A 19,878-nucleotide genomic window follows, 5' to 3' on the forward strand; every position below is an offset into this window, starting at 1 on the left:
TGGTCTACAGAGCTTCGTGCTGGAAAAACATCCTTACAAGTGGCTCATTGCTCTATCGCGCTGAGGCACTCATTCTGGGATGATTGGTTTCACAACATATCGATGACTAATGGCAATTATGACTAAAAAACCTGGGAAATCGGCGCAATGGGGCGCCGTCTGGCAGCTAATTAAGCCTTACTGGCGCTCAGAAGAAAAGTGGCGTGCCTGGGGCATGTTAACCACGATTATCATCCTCTCGCTGGCCGGCGTATACCTCAGCGTACAATTTAACGAATGGAACCGCGTTTTTTATGACGCGCTGCAAAACAGAAACTATCCGGTTTTCAAAGCCCAGTTGTTCAAATTTACCTGGCTGGCGCTGCTGTTTATCGTCATTGCGGTGTATCGCGTTTATCTGACGCAGGGCCTGCAAATGAGCTGGCGGCGCTGGATGACCGAAGAGTATATGGAGAAGTGGCTGACCAATCACGCCTATTATTACACGGAGTATCAGCATCAGGTGGATAACCCCGATCAGCGTATTTCCGATGACCTGAATTCCCTGACCAGCGGCACGCTTTCTCTGGTGCTCGGGCTGTTGTCGAGCGTAGTCACGCTGTTCTCCTTCGTGTTTATTTTATGGTCTATCAGCGGGCCGCTGTCTTTTGCGATTGCTTCCCATGAATTCACGATCCCCGGTTATATGGTGTGGTTCGCAATCCTTTACGCTGCCGTCGGTTCTGCCATCATCTGGTCGGTCGGTAAACCGTTAGTTCGTTTAGGTTTTAATCAGGAGTGGTTCGAGGCGAACTTCCGTTTCGGGCTGATCCGTATCCGTGAAAACAGCGATGCGATTGCGTTGTATCACGGCGAGAAAAATGAGCACGACCAGCTGACCGGCAAATTTGATTCCATCAAAACCAACTGGTGGTCAATCATGCGCGTCACCCGTCGCCTGAACATTGCCACCAACTTCTACGCGCAGTTTGCCAATATATTCCCGATTCTGGTGGCGTCACCGCGCTATTTCTCCGGTGCAATCCAGCTGGGCGCGCTGATGCAAATTTCCTCGGCATTTGGTCAGGTTCAGGACGCGTTATCCTGGTTTATCAATGCGTTTGATAATCTGGCAAGCTGGAAAGCCACCGTGAACCGTCTGGCCGGTTTCAATGCCGCCATTGATCAGGTTAACGCTCAACCGCGCGGCATTAAAGTGAGCCAAAACGCAGAACATGCGTTGAAACTTGATAACCTGACGCTGAATCTGCCGGACGGCAGCCCGCTGTTCTGCAACGTTTCTGCGGCCATGAAACCGGGCGAACGCGTGCTGGTTGCGGGGCCTTCTGGTTGTGGTAAATCCACGTTGCTGCGCGCGATTGCCGGTATCTGGCCTTATGGCGCAGGCAATGTTTCGCTGGCCGAAGGTAAGCGCTATCTGTTCCTGCCACAGCGCAGTTATATCCCGATCGGGACGTTGCGCGATGCGCTGAGTTATCCGGACACTGACCGCGAATACACCGACGAGCAGTTGCAGCGCGTGCTGGAACAATGCCGTCTGCCGCATCTGGCGAAAACTGAAGTGCTGGATGACTACGCCAACTGGAGCCAGCGCCTGTCGCCGGGCGAGCAACAGCGTCTGTCGTTCGCGCGCGCCCTGCTGATCAAGCCTGATACGCTGTTCCTTGATGAAGCGACCAGCGCAATGGATGAAGAAACTGAACACCGGGTTTATTCGCTGCTGCTGAGCGAATTGCCGGAAACCTCGGTAATCAGCGTCGCGCACCGCAGCACGGTGGCGAAATATCATCAGCATTGCTGGCAGTTCAAGAATCAGGAAAACGGCCCGTGCGGATTCACCGCTTCGGCGATTTTGGCTGAATAAAATCTGACACCACCGTCCTGTGGTTTCGAAATACAGAAAGGTTGCTGATGTCAGCAACCTTTCTTTTTTGTGTGCTGAAACCCATTTCGCGCAGAAAATCAACAGTCTGCCTGGTTCAAATGTATACCTGACTATACAATTATCCTTAAGTGACTTTCTTTAAATCCGGAGGTTCAGGTCTGATGAAAATAGATAAAAACTCGTTCATACCGCTTTACCTGCAAATCGAGCAGCAACTTACCGAGAAAATCAGCGCGGGCGAAATCAAAGCCGGTGACCCGATCCCGACGGAAGCGGCGCTGTGCGAAATCTACGGCGTATCCCGCATGACCGCACGCAAAGCGGTGGATTATCTGGTGCGTCAGGGTCAGGTCGCCCGTTTTCGCGGGCGCGGCACGTTTGTCGTCGGGCCCGCAAGGCAGGAAAAAATCATTCTGCCGCTCGACCGCCATCTGACCGCCAGCGAAGTCGCGCAGGAAAATAATCAGCGCATCGAAAATCAGGTACTGGAATTTCGCCGGACGCCCGCCAGCGACGAAATCGCCCGCGAGCTGAATATCCCGGCGGGAACGGACGTCTATTTTATGATCCGCCTGCGGTTGCTGGGCGATGAGCCGTTCGTGTATGAACAATGCTGGATGCGCGCCGATAACCTGCCGGATATCAGCCGCGCGGCGATGACATCGTCGAAATACGCCTATCTGCGATCCAAAGGTTTTCAGCCTGCGGGCAGCACAAAACTGATTTCCGCCGAACTACCTTCCAATGAAATCCGCCTGGCACTGAATCTGTCGCGCGACCAGCCGGTGCTGCATTCGCACGCCGTGGTGTCGATTACCGACGGCACGCTGTTTGAAGTTTCCGACGTCTACTACAACCAGAAAAATTACAGCTTCAGCGTCCATGCCAAAGTTAAAAGCTAGCGGCCATCAGGCTATTCCTGACAACTCCGCCTTCACCAGATTCGCCACCTGTTCAACCTGCGGGCCATAAATAACGTGAACATCCGTTTCGGTGATCCGTTTCACACCTGCCGCACCGGTTTTCATTAACGTGCCGTCCTGCACCTGAGCCATATCTTTGACCTTAACCCGTAAACGGGTAAAGCAGCAGTCGACGGCGGTAATATTTCCCTCGCCTCCCAGACCGATAATAATATTTTTGGTTTTCTCGCCGGTTCCCTGCGCCGGTTTTGCACGTTCTTCGGCATCATTTTCATCTTCACGCCCCGGCGTTTTCACCTGCATGCGTAAAATAACCCAGCGGAAACTGAAGTAGTAAACCGGTGCATAGATGATCCCGAGGATCAGCGGATACCACCAGTGCGTTTTGCTGCCGCCCAGTACGCCGAAGATCAGGAAGTCGATCGCCCCGCCCTGCACGTTACCGATCATCACATGCAGCATCTGCATCAGTACGAACGAAAGCCCGGTCAGCACCGCATGCAGGATATACAGCACCGGCGAGACGAAGATAAAGCAGAACTCGAGCGGCTCGGTGATCCCGGTGGTAAATGACGCCAGTCCGCCCGCCAGCATCAGCGCTTTCACACGGCCTTTATGTTCGGGGCGCGCGCAGTGATACATCGCCAGCGCAGCGGCCGGCAGGCCAAACATCATGACCGGAATTTTCCCCTGCGCCAGGAACCGTGTCGCCTGCTGCGTAACGGCGTCCGGGATCATCCCCGGATCGGCCAGTGCGGCATTAAAGATATTCAGCGCACCGACAATGCTCTGATTATCCACCGTCGTTACCCCGCCAATCGGCGTGAAACGCACCGTTTCGTTGATGATGTGATGCAACCCCGTCGGGATCAGCAGACGTTCCGACGTTGCATAAATGAACGTCCCGATTTCTCCCGTGCGGCCAATCAGTTCGCCAACCCACTGAATACCCAGCGCAATCGTCGGCCAGATCAGCGACATAATGACGCCGACAACCGGCAGAACGAGGATGGTAATAATCGGCACGAAACGACGCCCGCCGAAGAAGGCAATCGCCGTCGGCAACACAATCGTATAAAACCGGTTATGCAGCCACATGGTGATGAGCCCGACCAGCACACCGCCCAGCACGCTCATGTTGTAGGTGAAAATCCCCAGCGTGTTGGTGAATTCGGCAGCGTAAATCATCGCGTTACTTTCGGTCATGCCTTTTGCGGTGAGCTTCGCAACGGTAATGGTGTCCGGTGAAATCCCCTGGGCCAGCAAACTGTAATTCACCCCGACGTGCAGCCCGACAAAGCCGATCACTGCGGAAAAGGCCGCCGTGGCCTTTTCTGCATTGGCCAGACCCATCGCGGTAGCAACGGCAAAAAACAGCGGAAGATTGGCGAACAATGCGCCGGAAACCTGACGGATAAACCCGATCACCAGCTGCAAAGTTTTCATCTGGGTAAAGGCTTCGCCGGTCACCGCCGGATTCTGTAACGCGGCCGCCAGCCCTAAGAAGATCCCGGCGGCGGCAATCACCGAGATAGGCGTCATCAGGGCTTTGCCCAGATCGTGAATTTTGCTGCCAAGTTTAATCATCTGAAATCCCTCAATTGGGTGGCTAAAAATAAGCCGTTAATTGAGTTAAGTCACAGAATGTATAGTTGTATAGACATAGAAGTCAGGAGTATGAAAGAGATCACAGTTTTGCGCGGTAAAAGAAGAGTGGGAATGGGATCTTCAGAGGACTTTGAGTGCAGCGGTAAAAGATGCAGATGAACATAGTGGAGGGTATTCAGCCCACAAGCCCCCTTCAGGTTTAAATAGTGGAATAAGTAAAGATCATCATTAACTTTATGACGTAGAAACCTTAAAAATAAATATATCCAACAAATGAAAATCAACGAAGGGATTAAGAGTATTTACTTTCCAATAGTAAATAACTTAAAAACATCATCGATATGAATAATTAAATAATCATCAACAATAAAAAACTTACCGTAACGCGTTAATCGATCGTTAAAATCTATTGGTGTAGAAAATTGTGACAATGATCACGAATCATTATGGTGCAATAGTTATTCTTCTCTCATTGTTAAGAACGAAATAAATACTGATTTAACCAAAACCGAATAATATATTTCCACCACCATCAACTGATATAAAAAGGAGTCATACCTTGCCGTGGAGAGATCCATCCAATAATAACATTGTAAGCTGGCTATACATTTTTATATTCGCTGCCTGGGGTGGCGTCGTCAGATACATTATAGATGTACGTTCTGGGAAAATATGCCGGAGTTTTGTGGCGGTAATCGCACAGGTTATTATATCTGCATTTACAGGCGTCGTTGCCGGACTCCTATCAGAAAGTATGGGATCGGGATTTCATACCACTCTGGCAATATGCGGTATATCTGGTGCTATGGGTGTTGCCGCTTTGGATTATTACTGGAGGAGGTTAACAGAAGGCTAACATGGAACATTTTAAATTCAGTAAGAGCTCAGAAGATAATCTGAAAGGTGTACACCCTGATTTATGCATAATCATGAGAAAAGCCTTAGCATTATCCCCTGTCGATTTTGGAATTTCTGAAGGCCTCAGAAATAAAAAGAGACAACTTGAGCTGGTCGCGAAAGGAAGATCATTGACCAATAACAGTCGGCATATTACGGGTCATGCCGTTGATATCTTTGCTCTGCCAAACAATGCAATATCCTGGGAGTTCAAATATTATCAGGCGATAGCCAACATAGTTTTTGAATTATCAAAAACACTGTCAATTGAAATTGAATGGGGAGGTAAATGGGATGATTTAAACGATGGCACACATTTTGAACTATCAAGAAAAGACTATCCATAATGAAGTGATGTAATCCCTCAAAGAGGAATTGCAACCTAACGTTCGTAATGAGCATTATACGGCGAAAACTTATTAATTCTAAGATATTAAATATCTCATGAACTGATACGCCTTAGTACTGCCTATATTACGGACAATAATAACCAACCATTTTTGAAATGGTTGTCAATATAAAATTAAAGGACTAACTATGAACACCGTAAAAACTGTAACTGCTGATGAATTCCCGCTGAAAGCTGGCGATAACCTGATTATGGTTGTCCCTCATCACGACGATACCATTTTGGGCTGCGGCAACTTTGTTATCGAAGCCCTCGCCCGTGGGGTTTTAACAACCGTAACGCGCGTCTTTGTCTCTTGCAGTCGCACAAACTTCTTTGCAAACTATCAGGAAGGCCTGCTGTCTGAGGAGCAAATTCAACGCGTCACTCAGGCACGCATCGAAGAAGATACGCTGGGCTGTAATGATCTCTTTGGGGGGAGTTATAACTGGCGACAGGGGATCATCGGCGAGTGGGATGCACCAATTCGCGGCTATTCAGGCCCTATGACCGCAGGTGGGGGTTCGTGGGGAGATTTCTCTACATTCCGTCCTGAAGAAATCGACATGTATAATCGTCTGATTACGCAATATATGTGGATGCTTCAGGAGGAAAATACCACCATCCTGTGCTTAATCGCCAATGGAAGCCACGTAGACCATTTCAACGTTCGCGAAGCTATGCTGCATGCGGCATTCCTGGTGGGTGATAATGCCAAAGCTCAAATTGTATTTGTTGAAGATGAACCCTACACTTCAGATAATACTGATCAACGCTTCGTTGAATTCGACAAACTCAATGCCCGTACCGGTAATGGCCTGACGTCTCTGGGCATGCCCTGCCAGCCTGGCCAGTATAAAAATACCCATATGCATGAAATTTTCGATGCCCATTATCGCACTCAGTACACGGATGATTATGAGGCTGACTTGAATAAAAATAATGACTTTATTATTTATACTCTGGATAAGGCAAAGTATAAATCAATAACCAAAGACACCAGTTGCACCGCAGATTATTGCGTATTAGCATAATTTACAATGCTGTCAATAATGAATACCAGCTCACCATGAGCTGGTATTTTTTTGAGATATTCCAGCTTAAGCCGATTCGCGTAAAACCAGCTGACTGGAAATAACAATTCTCTGAAAATCCTGGGCCGGTTCTTTGATTTTTTTAATGATAAGCGATGCCGCTTCGTATCCTGCTTCTTCGCCCGGAGATGAAACATACGTAAGGGAAGGAGAAGTCAGGTTGATATGCATCATATCTTCAAACCCTGCTACCGAAATTTGTTGCGAGAGAAAAATATCTTTCCCGATGGTGCGCCCGATACGATGCGCTCCGTTTATACATCCAATGATTGCAGAAGGTGAATGGCATAAAATCGCAGTAATATTATTGTATTTTTTCAATAAGTCGCCCACGGCTGCGGAGGCGGCAAAAGTACTCTCTTCGCATTCGGGAAGCCAATCTTCGCGAAACGGCAAACCATATTGCGCTAATGAATAGCGATATCCCTGCAATCGATCTTCACGGATCAGGCAGCGTTTATTTCCGCCAAGATAAGCAATACCACGATGACCACGCTCAATAAGATAACGGGTAATATTGATCCCCGCTTCACGATTATTGCATTCGACACTATCCTGAGCACCTTCTACACCTGATTTTGAAACAATCACAACGGGTAAATGACTTTCAATAACCGGATCCGGGATCTTTTTCGACAAATGATCACAAGTGAGATAAATAACGCCGGCAACACCCTGCTGTAGGAAGGATCTCAGGCAGTGGCGTAGCGTTAATTCATCATTTTGTGGCTGACCCAGAAATACCATATACCCCTGAAGCTCAAGATTACGCACAATGCTGGCCATAACCTTCAGAGAAAACGTATCGCTAAAATCATCGATAATCAGACCGATAAGATTAGAAGTATTCGAGCGCAGGTTCGCCGCAGCTACGTTGTGGACATAACCGAGTTCGTCGATAGCCGAACGGATTTTCCCGATAGTCGCTTCAGAGATTTTTCCTTTCTGGCGCAATACCAGAGAAACGGTTGAAACAGAGACGCCCGCCCGTTTCGCGACATCAGTAATGTTTACTTTTTTCATCAGGCCTCTTGCTGCTTTTGTTCTTCTCAATCGATGGCATGCGGCCTCCCTGAGGATCCCGAACGTTATTGTCCAATTGTCTCACAGAATGTCCAGGTATTTCAGGGTTCAGGGGTTGCCGGCATGACGTATCGAAAGGAATAACCGGGCCAGCAGAGGTGGCCCGTCTCATTCTAGGGCTTAAGCGTGATTTCAGACATTGTCTGGGCAATAAATTGCGCCCTTGCACCAAAAATCACCTGTATGCCTTTGTCTCCGACAAAGACTACGCCTCTGGCACCGACCTGATTCAGGCCATCTTTATTGACTAACTCACTCTTTGCTATCTCCAGACGTAAGCGTGTTATGCAGGCACTGATGGACAGAATATTTTCCTGACCGCCCAGTAACGTTATAATTTCATGAGAAATTTCCGTATCTGTTTTGTCATCACAATTCACCATCACCTCTGTACGGCCCGGTGTTTTAATATCAAAACGTCGGATAACAAAACGAAAAGTGAAATAGTAAATGATCGCCATCGGGATCCCCACGAACACGGCGCTGAGGAAGTGGGTCTGGTAGTCATTCAGAGACGGTAAAATGCCAAAAGAAATGTAGTCGATTAAGCCCGCGGAGAAGGATTTAGCAATATGCGCATGCAGCAGATACATGCACATATAAGAGACACCCGCCATCAATGCGTTGAAGACATACAACACAGGCGCAACAAAAATAAAAGTAAATTCAACAGGCTCGGTGATCCCCGTCAGGAAACACGTCAGGGCAGCAGAAAACAGAATACCGAAAGCAATTTTCTTATTTTTTGTATTGGCTTCGTGATACATCGCCAGACAAGCCGCCGGCAATGCAAACAACATCAGCGGAAACTCACCCTGCATAAATTTGCCAGCATTCTGGTAGCTATCGCTGCTAAAAGATTTAACCCCTTCCTCCAGCATTTTGAACCAAATTGTCTGATCACCGTGAATGACCTGCCCCGTTTGTGTGGTGTATTCACCAAATGAATACCAGAAGGAAGGATACCAAATGTGATGCAGGCCCAACGGGATAAGTGCACGTTCGACTGTGCCGAAAATAAAGGTCGATAACACCTGATTATCGCCATTGACCACTACAGAAAGCCCGTCAATCCCTGACTGGATGTATGACCAGACCCAGGGCAGTCCCATCCCCAACAAGAAAGACAGAAATGCCGTCGCGATAGCCACAAAACGTTTTCCGGAGAAAAAACCCAGGAATTCAGGCAATTGCAATGTATTGAATTTGTTGTAACACCATGCCGCAAGAATGCCGGAAATCAGTCCACCGAAGACCCCCATTTGCAGGGTCGGTATCCCAAGCACCATCGCATATTTCCCCCCGGCAGCCGCCATTTCCGGCGTGATATGCAGGAGCGTCCCCATCGTGACGTTGATGGTTAACACAGAGACAGCGGCCGATAAGGCAGCAATACCTGATTCTGCGGCTAATCCGACGGCGGAACCAATCGCAAATAGCAGTGGCAGATTGTCAAAAATGACACCGCCCGCATTCATCATCAGAGGTAAATGAAAGCGGTCACCAAAAGCCAGCAAAAGTCCCGCCGCAGGAAGCAATGAAATGGGCAGCATAAGCGCCCTGCCTATCATGGACAGTTTCGACAACGATTTTACAAAACCTGAAAACATCTTCATTAGTAAATATCCCTATTAATTAGTTCGTTAACTCAAGTATAACGTTCTACTATAACGTTATACTTATCATGTCGAAATGGCAGAAATATTGATACTGTGGCCAGTCATTTGGGAATGGATTTTTTTGATAGTGTGAAGCAGCACAGCGAGAAAGCGGTAAAAGACGAGATATTCAGACAAAAAAAAGCCCACATCGGACTGTGGGCATGGGGGTTGCAACTGGCCGTCGTTCAGTACGGCTGGCAACAAGCAAATGTGAGAACTGCTCGCTCTCGGGTCTTAAGGTAACGGCTGTCGCCCGTAACCTTCAGCCTTTTCTGGTAAGCAGTGGGTTAAAATGTATAAATTTGTTTGATCTGAATCACACTTTCCCAATCACCAACAATTCATTCACTTTCAGAATATTTAACTGCTTATCATTCTTAAGAACTATCAATTAGTTTGCTAAGTAATGATATTCCTGCCCTTTACCACTGCACAAAAAGTTTAAAACCTTATAATTTCAATGGATTATACAGCAACATTTTCTTCATAATTCGAAACATTGACTCATGGGTAATGACAATATCCTTACACAGCGAAATACGGCGCTCTCGTATAGTGGGGGACTTGTTGAGAACGGTTATTCTCAATTCCCCAAAAAGAGTGAATTCTATGCGCCTGAAGTTTCTTTCTGTCAGTACGGTTGTACTGCTTTCCGCATGTGATGGTTCCGCCGGTTCTGCTTCTCCGGCGGCACAAGTGCCTGCGGTCAATGTCGTCACTCTGCACAGCCAGCCCGTCACGTTAACTACCCGTCTGCCCGGCCGCACAACCGCGGTGCGCAGCGCCGAAGTTCGTCCACAGGTCAGCGGCGTAATCCAAAAACGCCTGTTTGTGGAAGGCAGCGAAGTCAAAGCTGGTCAGCAGCTTTATCAGATTGACCCCGCCACTTATCAGGCGGCCTATGACCGCGCGATGGCGACATGGAAAAGCGCCGATGCCACCGCGCGCCGTTACAAACCGCTGGTCGAAGCGCAGGCAGTCAGCCGTCAGCAGTATGACGACGCCGTAGCTGCCGAGCGCGAAGCCGCCGCCGATGTCGAAACCGCCCGCGTCAATCTGCAATACACCAAAGTTTACGCGCCGATTTCAGGCCACATCGGACGCTCGCTGTATACCGAAGGGGCGCTGGTGACCAGTGGCCAGACGGCGTATCTGACCACGATTGACCAGCTGAATCCTATCTACGTGGACGTCAGTGAATCCTCACAGGATTTACTCAAACTGCGTCGCGCGCTGGCTTCCGGCAAATTACAGTCGGCCGGTGAAAACGCCGCACAGGCCACGCTGACGCTGGAAGATGGCAGTAAATATGCGCTGCCGGGCAAGCTGGAATTCTCAGAAGTGACGGTTTCGCAAAGCACCGGTTCCGTGACGCTGCGCGCCTCATTCCCGAATCCGCACGACGAATTACTGCCAGGCATGTTTGTTCACGCCGAGCTGCAACAAGGCATTGATGACAAAGGGATCCTCGTGCCGCAGGAAGCGATCATGCACGACGTGAAAGGCGCGCCGTACGTCTACGTGGTGAAAGCCGATAACACGGTCGAACAGCGTTCCGTCACCACCGGCCAGATGATGAATGGCTACTGGCTGGCAAATCAGGGGCTGAACGACGGCGATAAAGTGATCACCGACGGATTACAAAACGTCAGGCCTGGCGCCAAAGTGAATGCCACCGAGCGCAAAGCCAGCGCCCCTGCCGAACAGGCTAATCTCGCGATGACCGATCCTTCCGCGCAATAGGTGAGCTGAATGTCTACTTTCTTTATTAATCGCCCGATATTCGCCTGGGTGGTCGCCATTGTCATCATGATCGCCGGTGCGCTGTCGATCATGAAACTGCCGATCAACCAGTATCCGAATATCGCGCCTCCGGCGATTTCCGTCAGCGTCACCTATCCGGGTGCTTCGGCGGAAACCGCGCAGAACACCGTCGTTCAGGTTATTGAACAGCAACTTAACGGGCTGGATAACCTGCGTTACATCGAATCGCAAAGTAACAGCGACGGCAGTGCCACGATTATCGCCACCTTCGATCAGGGGACTAACCCGGATATCGCGCAGGTTCAGGTGCAGAACAAAGTGTCTCTGGCCGAATCGCAGTTGCCGACCGAAGTGGTCAATCAGGGGATCCGTATTGCCAAATATCAGGCCAACTTCATGCTGCTGGTCAGCCTGATTTCAACTGATGGCAAAATGAGTAACTCGGATCTGAGTAACCTGCTGGTCACCAAACTTGAAGACCCGATTGTCCGTACCAAAGGCGTCGGCGACTTCCTGGTGCTCGGTTCAGAGTACGCGATGCGTATCTGGTTAGACCCGGCGAAACTCTATAAATATCAGCTGATCCCCAGTGATGTCAGCGCCGCCATCGAAGCGCAAAACGTGCAGGTGTCTTCCGGTTCTCTCGGCGGATTACCGACGGTGAAAGACAGCAAACTCAGCGCCACCATCATCGGTAAAACCCGTTTCGACAGCATTAACCAGTTCAAAAACGTGCTGCTGAAAGTGAACGCTGACGGCTCGCAGGTACGTCTGAGTGATGTCGGGAATGTGGATCTGGGGCCGGAAAGTTACTCCATCTCATCTACCTTTAACGGCAGTCCTTCTACCGCTATCGCCCTGCGTCTGGCGAGCGGCGCGAACGTGCTGGATACCGACAAAGCGGTGAAAGCCACCGTCGCCGGGCTGGAGGATTCCCTGCCCGCGGGCGTTAAAGTCGAGTTCCCGTACCAGACTGCGCCGGTGGTCAGCGCTTCCATTGAAGAAGTGGTGAAAACGCTTATCGAAGCCATCGTGCTGGTGTTCTGCGTCATGCTGTTGTTCCTGCAAAACCTGCGCGCCACGCTGGTCACCACGCTGGTGGTGCCGGTCGTTCTGCTCGGGACGTTCGGGATTCTGGCGGCCGCGGGGTATTCCATTAACACCCTGACCATGTTCGGGATGGTGCTGGCGATAGGCCTGCTGGTGGATGATGCCATCGTGGTGGTGGAAAACGTCGAACGTGTGATGACGGAAGAAAAGTTATCGCCCAAAGAAGCCACCATCAAATCGATGAAACAGATTCAGGGCGCCCTGTTCGGGATCGCACTGGTGCTGTCGGCGGTATTAGTGCCGATGGCGTTCTTCGGCGGCTCGACCGGCATCATCTACCGTCAGTTCTCCATCACTATCGTTTCCGCGATGGCGCTTTCGGTTCTGATGGCACTGATTTTCACCCCGGCGCTGTGTGCCACCATCATCAGACACAACGACGAAGAGAAATCGCAGAAAGGCTTCGCCGGCTGGTTTAACCGTAATTTCGACAAAGGCGCGATGCATTACACCCGCGCCGTCGGTACGGTCATCTCCCGCCGTCGTCTGTTTATGCTGATTTACCTGCTGATTGTGATTGCCACCGGCTTTATGTTTACCCGCGTGCCCACCACTTTCCTGCCGGATGAAGACCAGGGCGTGATGCTGGTTCAGGCCACATTGCCGGCCAACGCCTCATCACAACGTACGCAGGAAGTGCTCGATAACGTCCGTGAATACCTGATGGATAAAGAAGGCGGGATTGTGTCGTCGGTGTTCACCGCCAACGGCTTCAGCTTCGCCGGTCGCGGGCAGAACGTCGGTATCGCCTTTGTGCAACTGAAAACCTGGGCGAAACGTCCGGACGCGGCGCAGAAAGTTCAGGCGCTGGCGGGTCGTGCAATGGCGCATTTCGCCACCATCAAAGACGCCCGCGTGTTTGCTTTCGTTCCTCCTGCGGTCATGGAACTGGGTAACGCCACCGGCTTCGACTTCTTCCTGCAAGACACCAACGGCAAGGGCCACGCCGCGCTGATGGCCGCACGTAACCAGTTTCTGCAACTGGCGTCACAGGACAAACGCCTGACCGCTGTGCGTCCTAACGGCATGGAAGATGAGCCGCAATATCAGCTGGAAATTGACGATGAACGCGCACAGGCGTTGGGTCTGAGCCTCGACGACATCAACAATACGTTGTCGGCGGCCTGGGGTTCGGCGTACGTGAACCAGTTCATGTACAACAACCGCGTGAAGCGCGTTTACATCCAGGGCAAGGCGGCTTCGCGTGTCACGCCGGAAGATTTAAACAACTGGTATTTCCGGAATTCCAGCGGCGATATGGTGCCGTGGAGCGCCTTTGGCAGCGGTAAATGGGTTTACGGTTCACCGCGTTACGAGCGTTTTAACGGTGTGTCCTCCGTCGAACTGATGGGCGCACCGGCACCGGGCTACAGCTCGGGCGACGCCAACGACGCGGTAATGGAAATCGCGGCCAAATTGCCACCGGGTTACAAAGTGGCATGGCACGGCCTGAGCTATGAAGAAAAGCTTTCCGGCTCACAAACTCCGGCACTTTATACCCTGTCGATGATCGTGGTGTTCCTGTGTCTGGCGGCACTTTACGAGAGCTGGTCGATTCCGTTCTCAGTCATGCTGGTGGTTCCGCTTGGGATCTTAGGCACGATCGGCGCGGTGCTGCTGCGCGGATTATCCAATGACGTCTTCTTCCAGGTCGGTCTGTTAACCACCGTCGGACTGGCGGCAAAGAACGCCATATTGATTGTCGAGTTCGCCAAAGAGCTGCATGAGAACGAAGGCATGTCGGTTACGGAAGCGGCAATTGAAGCGGCCAAACTGCGTATCCGGCCAATCATCATGACCTCGATGGCCTTTATTCTGGGTGTATTCCCGCTGACGATTTCCAGCGGTGCGGGCGCAGGCAGCCAGCATTCCATCGGTACCGCCGTGGTTGGCGGGATGATTACGGCGACCTTCCTGGCGATTTTCTTCGTCCCGATGTTCTACGTGACGATTGTAAATCTGTTCACCCGCAAATCGAAAAAACAAGACAAGGCGCTTCCTGCGTCTGAGGCAACACACCATGAATAAACCGCATTTCGCGCTGTCACTTATCGGCGCGTTTACTCTCACCCTGCTGGCGGGCTGTACGATGGAGCCGCATTATCAGCGCCCTGCGCTGCCGGTCGCCAGCAGCTGGGACGGTGCCAAAACCGGTGCCGCACAGGATATCGGCTGGAAAGCGTTCTTCAGTCAGCCGGCGATGAACCAGCTTATTGGTATGTCCCTGAAGAATAACCGCGACCTTCGGGTCGCGGCGTTAAACGTCGATACCGCCCGCGCTGCCTTCCAGATTGACCGCGCCGCGCTGCTGCCGACCCTCGACGCCAGCGCCGGTGAAACCAACCAGCATCTGCCGGGCGGATTGTATTCGACGCAAAGCACCGGACCGGTAACATATCAGCAATACAGCGCCAATCTGGGCGTGACGTCTTATGAAGTTGACCTGTTTGGCCGCGTGCGCAGCCTGCGTGATCAGGGGCTGGAAACCTATCTCGCCACCGAAGCGACGCAGCGCGCAACGCAAATCTCGCTGGTGTCTGAAGTGGCTTCCGGTTACCTGAGTCTGGCGGCGGATAACGACCTGCTGAAACTGGCGATCAATACCGCCAACAGCCAGAACAAATCCTACGAGCTGACCAAACGGAGTTACGACTCCGGCATCAGCACCTCTCAGGATCTGGTGCAGGCCGAAACCACGGTACGCGCGGCGCAGGCCGATATCGCGCAGTACACGCGCCAGGTACGGCAAGACGTGAACGCGCTGACGCTGCTGGTTGGCACCACCATTCCACCGCGTCTGCTGGCGGACGCCACCCTGCAACAGGACTGGAAATTCCCGCAGACACCGGCTGGCTTACCGTCTGATCTGCTGACCCGCCGCCCCGATATTATTGCAGCGGAACATACGCTGAAAGCGGCCAACGCCAACATCGGCGCAGCGCGTGCTGCTTTCTTCCCGAGCATTACACTGACCGGCACCGCCGGTTCTGAAAGCGGCAGTCTGAGTAAACTGTTCGACGGAGGCACCGGCGCGTGGTCCTTTATGCCCTCGATCAACATTCCAATCTTCGACGGCGGCGTGAATCAGGCCAATCTCGACATCGCCAAAGACACCAAAAAAATTGATATCGCCAACTATGAAAAAGCGATTCAGACGGCGTTCAAAGAAGTGTCTGATGGTTTAGCCGGTCAGGCGACTTATAAAGACGAACTTCTGGCGCGCCAGCAGGACGCCGACGCCAACCAGCGCAACTACGATCTTTCGCAGATGCGCTTTAAAGGCGGTATAGATAATTATCTGAGCGTACTGGTCGCGCAACGCTCGCTGTACTCAGCCCGGCAAACGCTGATCACCACACAACTTGCCCAACTGAATCAGGACATCAGTTTGTATAAAGCGCTGGGCGGGGGATGGAAGGAATAGGTTTTGAATAATTCTTTCTGTTTTGAATCATTGAACATGCCACCACCGCGATGTCTTTAATACCCCCCACCCAACCTCCCCCTTCGCAGGGGGAGGAGCCGTACTAAGAGTATCTGCAAATGCGGTGATAATATTTTTCTCGCACCAGTGCTGCGGCCTTCATTCCAATCTTTTTTAAAAAGCCCCACTGTGTTTATTTTAATAAGGCGAAGCGTCCAGATGCACAATAACTTTATAGCTTCCATTATCGAATGAGGATATATCGCCACGAACGCGAAGATATAGATGATCATTGCTGGCTGTGACCGTAGCCTTGCTGTCAGATGTAATCATGAATGCCCTTTGGTCATCAATGTGAGCCATAAAATCATCCTCACTTTTCGTCGCATCGTACAAATAATAGTGGTACGAAAATGACGTCATCGCTCCGGCGCTGGCCTGGGTTATATATAAGGTGACCAGATTATTCACTTTAACCTTCTTATATAACTCCTCTTCCACTGAAAATTTAAGAAAGTGAATGACCCATGCGATTAACATAAACGCAAAAAGTACAGGCACCAAAGCATAGCGTTTTTTAAAACCCCGTTCTTTTTGCATAATCGATACCACACTTTATCCAGAACTGATCGTTTGAGTCGCCACCATCGTCTTTAAGCCATAAGTATGCCGGGATTGCCATTTTCATTAATTCCTTTTTAAAAAGTGAGGCAATACGTTATGCCCGTATGTTTTCACAAACCATTCGAGAACCTTTAAAAATGGAATTTTCAGAAGTTTGTTACTGGTGAACTCCCCTTGTTTCCTCATTTGCGCCTGCCGTCACGCTCGCTAAGTGTTTCTTTATGTTAAATTTGTTAAAATATTTAGACAATTTTTGAGCGAAAAGCTTTTGCCGTGCGGCTTCCGCGCGGGTTGATGGTGTAATTTTAAGGAAACAATATGGGCATCACTCGTCGTGATTTTCTCAACGGTGTGGCTATTACGGTCACTGCCGGTATGACTCCGTTTGAGGCGCTCCGGGCTTCGCCGCAAACGGCCACGCAGTCGTTGTATTACCCGCCTTCCCTTACCGGTTTGCGCGGAAATCATCAGGGTTCTTATGAAGCGGCGCATATCCTCGGGCGCGAAGGCAAAAAGGTCGAGTCTTCCGGTTTGCCTGTTGAGGATGAGTTTGATCTGGTGGTGGTCGGGGCCGGGATCAGCGGGCTTGCGGCGGCGTGTTTCTGGCAGGAACAGCACGGTAAAGATCAGCGTATTTTGCTGCTCGATAACCATGATGATTTCGGCGGCCACGCCAAGCGTAATGAATTCCACGTCGAAGATAAAATGCTGCTGGGCTACGGCGGCAGCGAGTCTTTCCAGTCACCGCGCACCAATTTCAGTCCGGTGGCGATGGGATTACTGAAAACCCTGAACGTCGATATTGAGAAGATGGCGAAAGACTTCGATCAGACGTTTTATCCGGATTTACATCTGAGTCGTGGCGTTTACTTTGACCGTAAAAACTTCGGCGTCGATAAAATTGTCAGTGGCGATCCGGGTCGTGCGGTCGCAGATGATATCCCACCCGATCGCCTCAATGGCCGCGATATTACTGCATTCATCAGCGATTTCCCGCTGCCGGAATCAGACCGTCAGGCGCTGATTGCCCTGCACACTGAATCGAAAGATTATCTGCACGGCATGAGTCAGGAAGAAAAAACCGCCTGGGTCGACGGGCACAGTTACACCCAGTTCCTGCGCGAAAAAGTCGGGCTGAGCGAAATCGCTATCCGCTATTTCCAGCAACGTACCAATGATTTTCAGGCGGTCGGGATTGATGCCACCTCGTGCAGCGACGCCCGCATCTGCGCCCTTCCGGGGCTCGAGGGCATGGGATTACCGCCGCTGGATGCCGAATCGCTGGCCGATCTCGACGAGCCGTATATTTTCCACTTTCCGGACGGCAATGCCGGTTTAGCACGACTGATGGTTCGCCATCTGATCCCGAACGTGGCGCCGGGTAACACGATGGAAGATATCGTGCTGGCGAAATTCGATTACAGCCAGCTGGATAAAACCGGGCAGCCGGTACGCCTGCGTCTGAACAGCACCGGGATGCATGTCGCCAATGTCGAACACGAAGGTAAACCGGCGGTAGAAATCACCTATATGACCGGCAGCACGCTGCATCGGGTTCGCGCCGGTCAGGCGGTAATGGCCGGATACAATATGATGATCCCGTATCTGGTGCCGGAAATTCCTGAAGCGCAGAAAGCCGCACTGAAAGAAAACGTTAAAGCGCCGCTGGTCTATTCGAAAGTGGTGATCCGCAACTGGCAGCCGTTTATTAAACTGGGCGTCCACGAGATTTATTCCCCCGCCGCGCCTTACAGCCGCGTGAAGCTCGATTATCCGGTGGATATGGGCGGCTATCAGCATCCGCGTGATCCGAATCAGCCGATTGGCCTGCATATGGTTTACGTGCCAACACTGCCGGGCAGCGGCCTCAGCCCGCGCGAACAGTCGCGTAAGGGGCGCGCGTTATTGCTTGGCACCTCGTTCGATGTGCATGAAAAGATGATCCGCGATCAGCTTCAGGGCATGTTCGGTGAAGCCGGTTTTGACCATCAGCGCGACATCATGGCGATCACCGTCAACCGCTGGTCGCACGGCTATTCCTATTTCCTCAGCGGGATGTTCGACGACGAAGAACAATCGCAGAAAACCATTCATCTGGCGCGTACACCGGTCGGACGTATCACCATCGCCAATTCAGATTCCGACTGGAGCCCGTACGCTAACTCGGCAGTGGATCAGGCCTGGCGGGCAGTGAATGAACTGACGGCCATGAAGAAGGTGAGCGCATGAAAAAGCTGATGATTTTTGCCACGCTGATGGCCACGGCGGGTTCTTCGATGGCGATGTCCGAAGGGGAATATGTCGCTAAATCCGCTGACTGCGCGGCCTGCCATACGTCGCCGCAGGGTAAAGATCTGACCGGTGGCGTGCGTTTCGCCACGCCGGTCGGTGAGATTTATTCCACCAATATCACGCCGGATGTTCAGCACGGGATTGGCAGCTACAGTTTTGAAGAGTTCGATAAAGCGATGCGTAAAGGCATTGCCAGAGACGGTCATGCGCTCTATCCGGCGATGCCCTACACCTCTTACGTGAAAATGAGCACGAAAGACATGCGCGCGCTGTATGACTATCTGATGAAAGAGGTGAAACCGCAGCCCGTGGCTAACCGTGAAAATGACATCAGCTGGCCAATGTCGATGCGCTGGCCGCTGCGCGTGTGGAACAGCGTTTTCCTCGAAGACGGTGAGTTTATACCGCAGGCGGATAAGAGCGCGCAATGGAACCGGGGCGCTTATCTGGTGCAGGGTGCCGGACACTGCGGTGCCTGCCACACGCCGCGCGGCTGGGCACAACAGGAGAAAGCCGTCGATGAAAAGGACAGGGCATTTCTCAGCGGCGGCGAGCTCGATGGCTGGTCTGCGCCCTCCCTGCGGGGCCTGAAAATGAGTCAGTCGGAACTGGTGACGCTGCTGAAAACCGGTCGCAATACTCATGATGCGGTCAGCGGCCCGATGGGAGAAGTGATCACCAACAGCACGCAGTTTATGACCGATGACGATCTCAACAGCATGGCGGTTTATCTGCTCAGCCAGAAAGCTGAGCCGCAACCGGCACCGGCCAAAAAAGCCGTCGCAACACAAGCCGGACAGCAGACGTTTATGCGCTACTGCTCGACCTGTCACGGCGTGCAAGGCGACGGGAAAGCGTTTGCCATTCCGGCACTGGCGGGCAATCTGACCGTCAATGCAGAGAACCCGCAAACGTTGCTGCGCGTGATCCTCTACGGAGCCCGGACGCCGGTGACGGCAGAACATATGTCCAACACCATGCCGGGCTACGGCTGGACACTGACCGATCAGCAGGCGGCTGATCTTACCAATACCCTGCGCGCCAGCTGGGGAAATCAGGCAGCAGAAGTTACGCCGGGTGATGTGGCGAAGGCGAGGAAAGCGGGGAAATAAGGGTTTGTTTCAC

General features: G+C 51.6%; 14 protein-coding genes. 10 read left to right on the top strand and 4 right to left on the bottom strand.

Annotated elements, in window-relative coordinates; all coding sequences use genetic code 11:
- Positions 1-109: 109 nt before the first annotated feature.
- Both J8X26_RS07495 and J8X26_RS07500 read left to right on the top strand, forming a co-directional pair.
- A complete protein-coding gene (locus J8X26_RS07495; RefSeq protein ID WP_152325414.1) occupies positions 110-1,864 on the top strand; it encodes an ABC transporter ATP-binding protein/permease in 1,755 nt (584 codons plus the stop codon).
- Positions 1,865-2,046: 182 nt separating this feature from the next.
- Positions 2,047-2,787, top strand: a complete 741-nt coding sequence (locus J8X26_RS07500) for a GntR family transcriptional regulator (RefSeq protein WP_208950567.1) — start codon at positions 2,047-2,049, stop codon at positions 2,785-2,787.
- Positions 2,788-2,793: 6 nt separating this feature from the next.
- On the opposite strand, the gene J8X26_RS07505 is transcribed toward J8X26_RS07500, so the two are convergent.
- Positions 2,794-4,395 (bottom strand): PTS transporter subunit EIIC, encoded by a 1,602-nt coding sequence (locus tag J8X26_RS07505; protein ID WP_165061711.1) that lies wholly within the window; start codon positions 4,393-4,395, stop codon positions 2,794-2,796.
- A 580-nt stretch (positions 4,396-4,975) separates the two neighbouring features.
- On the opposite strand from J8X26_RS07505, the gene J8X26_RS07510 reads away from it, so the two are divergent.
- The 3 genes from J8X26_RS07510 to J8X26_RS07520 all read left to right on the top strand — a co-directional run bounded on the left by J8X26_RS07510 (position 4,976) and on the right by J8X26_RS07520 (position 6,735).
- Positions 4,976-5,272, top strand: a complete 297-nt coding sequence (locus tag J8X26_RS07510; RefSeq protein WP_165061708.1) for a phage holin family protein — start codon at positions 4,976-4,978, stop codon at positions 5,270-5,272.
- 1 nt (position 5,273) lies between these two features.
- Complete coding sequence (locus tag J8X26_RS07515; protein ID WP_152325410.1) at positions 5,274-5,660, top strand: M15 family metallopeptidase; 387 nt, start codon at positions 5,274-5,276, stop codon at positions 5,658-5,660.
- Positions 5,661-5,850: 190 nt separating this feature from the next.
- Complete coding sequence (locus J8X26_RS07520) at positions 5,851-6,735, top strand: PIG-L family deacetylase (protein ID WP_152325409.1); 885 nt, start codon at positions 5,851-5,853, stop codon at positions 6,733-6,735.
- A gap of 66 nt (positions 6,736-6,801) precedes the next feature.
- Here the strand turns inward: J8X26_RS07520 and malI are convergent, their stop codons facing one another.
- Together malI and J8X26_RS07530 are read right to left on the bottom strand one after the other, a co-directional pair.
- Entirely contained in the window at positions 6,802-7,818 is a 1,017-nt protein-coding gene (gene malI / locus J8X26_RS07525) for a Mal regulon transcriptional regulator MalI (RefSeq protein WP_208950568.1), read from the bottom strand.
- A 173-nt stretch (positions 7,819-7,991) separates the two neighbouring features.
- Complete coding sequence (locus J8X26_RS07530; RefSeq protein WP_208950569.1) at positions 7,992-9,494, bottom strand: PTS transporter subunit EIIC; 1,503 nt, start codon at positions 9,492-9,494, stop codon at positions 7,992-7,994.
- A 654-nt stretch (positions 9,495-10,148) separates the two neighbouring features.
- Between J8X26_RS07530 and J8X26_RS07535 the strand changes: the two genes are divergently transcribed.
- Genes J8X26_RS07535 through J8X26_RS07545 form a run of 3 tightly spaced genes read left to right on the top strand, consistent with a single transcriptional unit; the run spans position 10,149 to position 15,837 of the window.
- A complete protein-coding gene (locus J8X26_RS07535) occupies positions 10,149-11,282 on the top strand; it encodes an efflux RND transporter periplasmic adaptor subunit (RefSeq protein ID WP_208950570.1) in 1,134 nt (377 codons plus the stop codon).
- Between the two features lie 9 nt (positions 11,283-11,291).
- Complete coding sequence (locus J8X26_RS07540) at positions 11,292-14,441, top strand: efflux RND transporter permease subunit (protein ID WP_208950571.1); 3,150 nt, start codon at positions 11,292-11,294, stop codon at positions 14,439-14,441.
- A complete protein-coding gene (locus tag J8X26_RS07545; RefSeq protein ID WP_208950572.1) occupies positions 14,434-15,837 on the top strand; it encodes an efflux transporter outer membrane subunit in 1,404 nt (467 codons plus the stop codon). The genes J8X26_RS07540 and J8X26_RS07545 overlap by 8 nt, the downstream gene beginning before the upstream one ends.
- 198 nt (positions 15,838-16,035) lie before the next feature.
- Here J8X26_RS07545 and J8X26_RS07550 read toward each other — a convergent pair whose 3' ends face one another.
- Positions 16,036-16,437: a hypothetical protein gene (locus tag J8X26_RS07550; protein ID WP_152325403.1), complete on the bottom strand. Its 402-nt coding sequence runs from the start codon at positions 16,435-16,437 to the stop codon at positions 16,036-16,038.
- 342 nt (positions 16,438-16,779) lie between these two features.
- On the opposite strand from J8X26_RS07550, the gene J8X26_RS07555 reads away from it, so the two are divergent.
- On the top strand, positions 16,780-18,690 hold the full coding sequence (locus J8X26_RS07555; protein ID WP_208950573.1) for an FAD/NAD(P)-binding protein: 1,911 nt from the start codon (positions 16,780-16,782) through the stop codon (positions 18,688-18,690).
- On the top strand, positions 18,687-19,865 hold the full coding sequence (locus tag J8X26_RS07560) for a cytochrome c (protein ID WP_208950574.1): 1,179 nt from the start codon (positions 18,687-18,689) through the stop codon (positions 19,863-19,865). The genes J8X26_RS07555 and J8X26_RS07560 overlap by 4 nt, the downstream gene beginning before the upstream one ends.
- The last annotated feature ends 13 nt before the right edge of the window (positions 19,866-19,878 follow it).

The sequence above is a fragment of the Rahnella sp. ChDrAdgB13 genome (genome assembly GCF_017655185.1).
Classification (GTDB): Bacteria; Pseudomonadota; Gammaproteobacteria; order Enterobacterales; family Enterobacteriaceae; genus Rahnella; species Rahnella contaminans.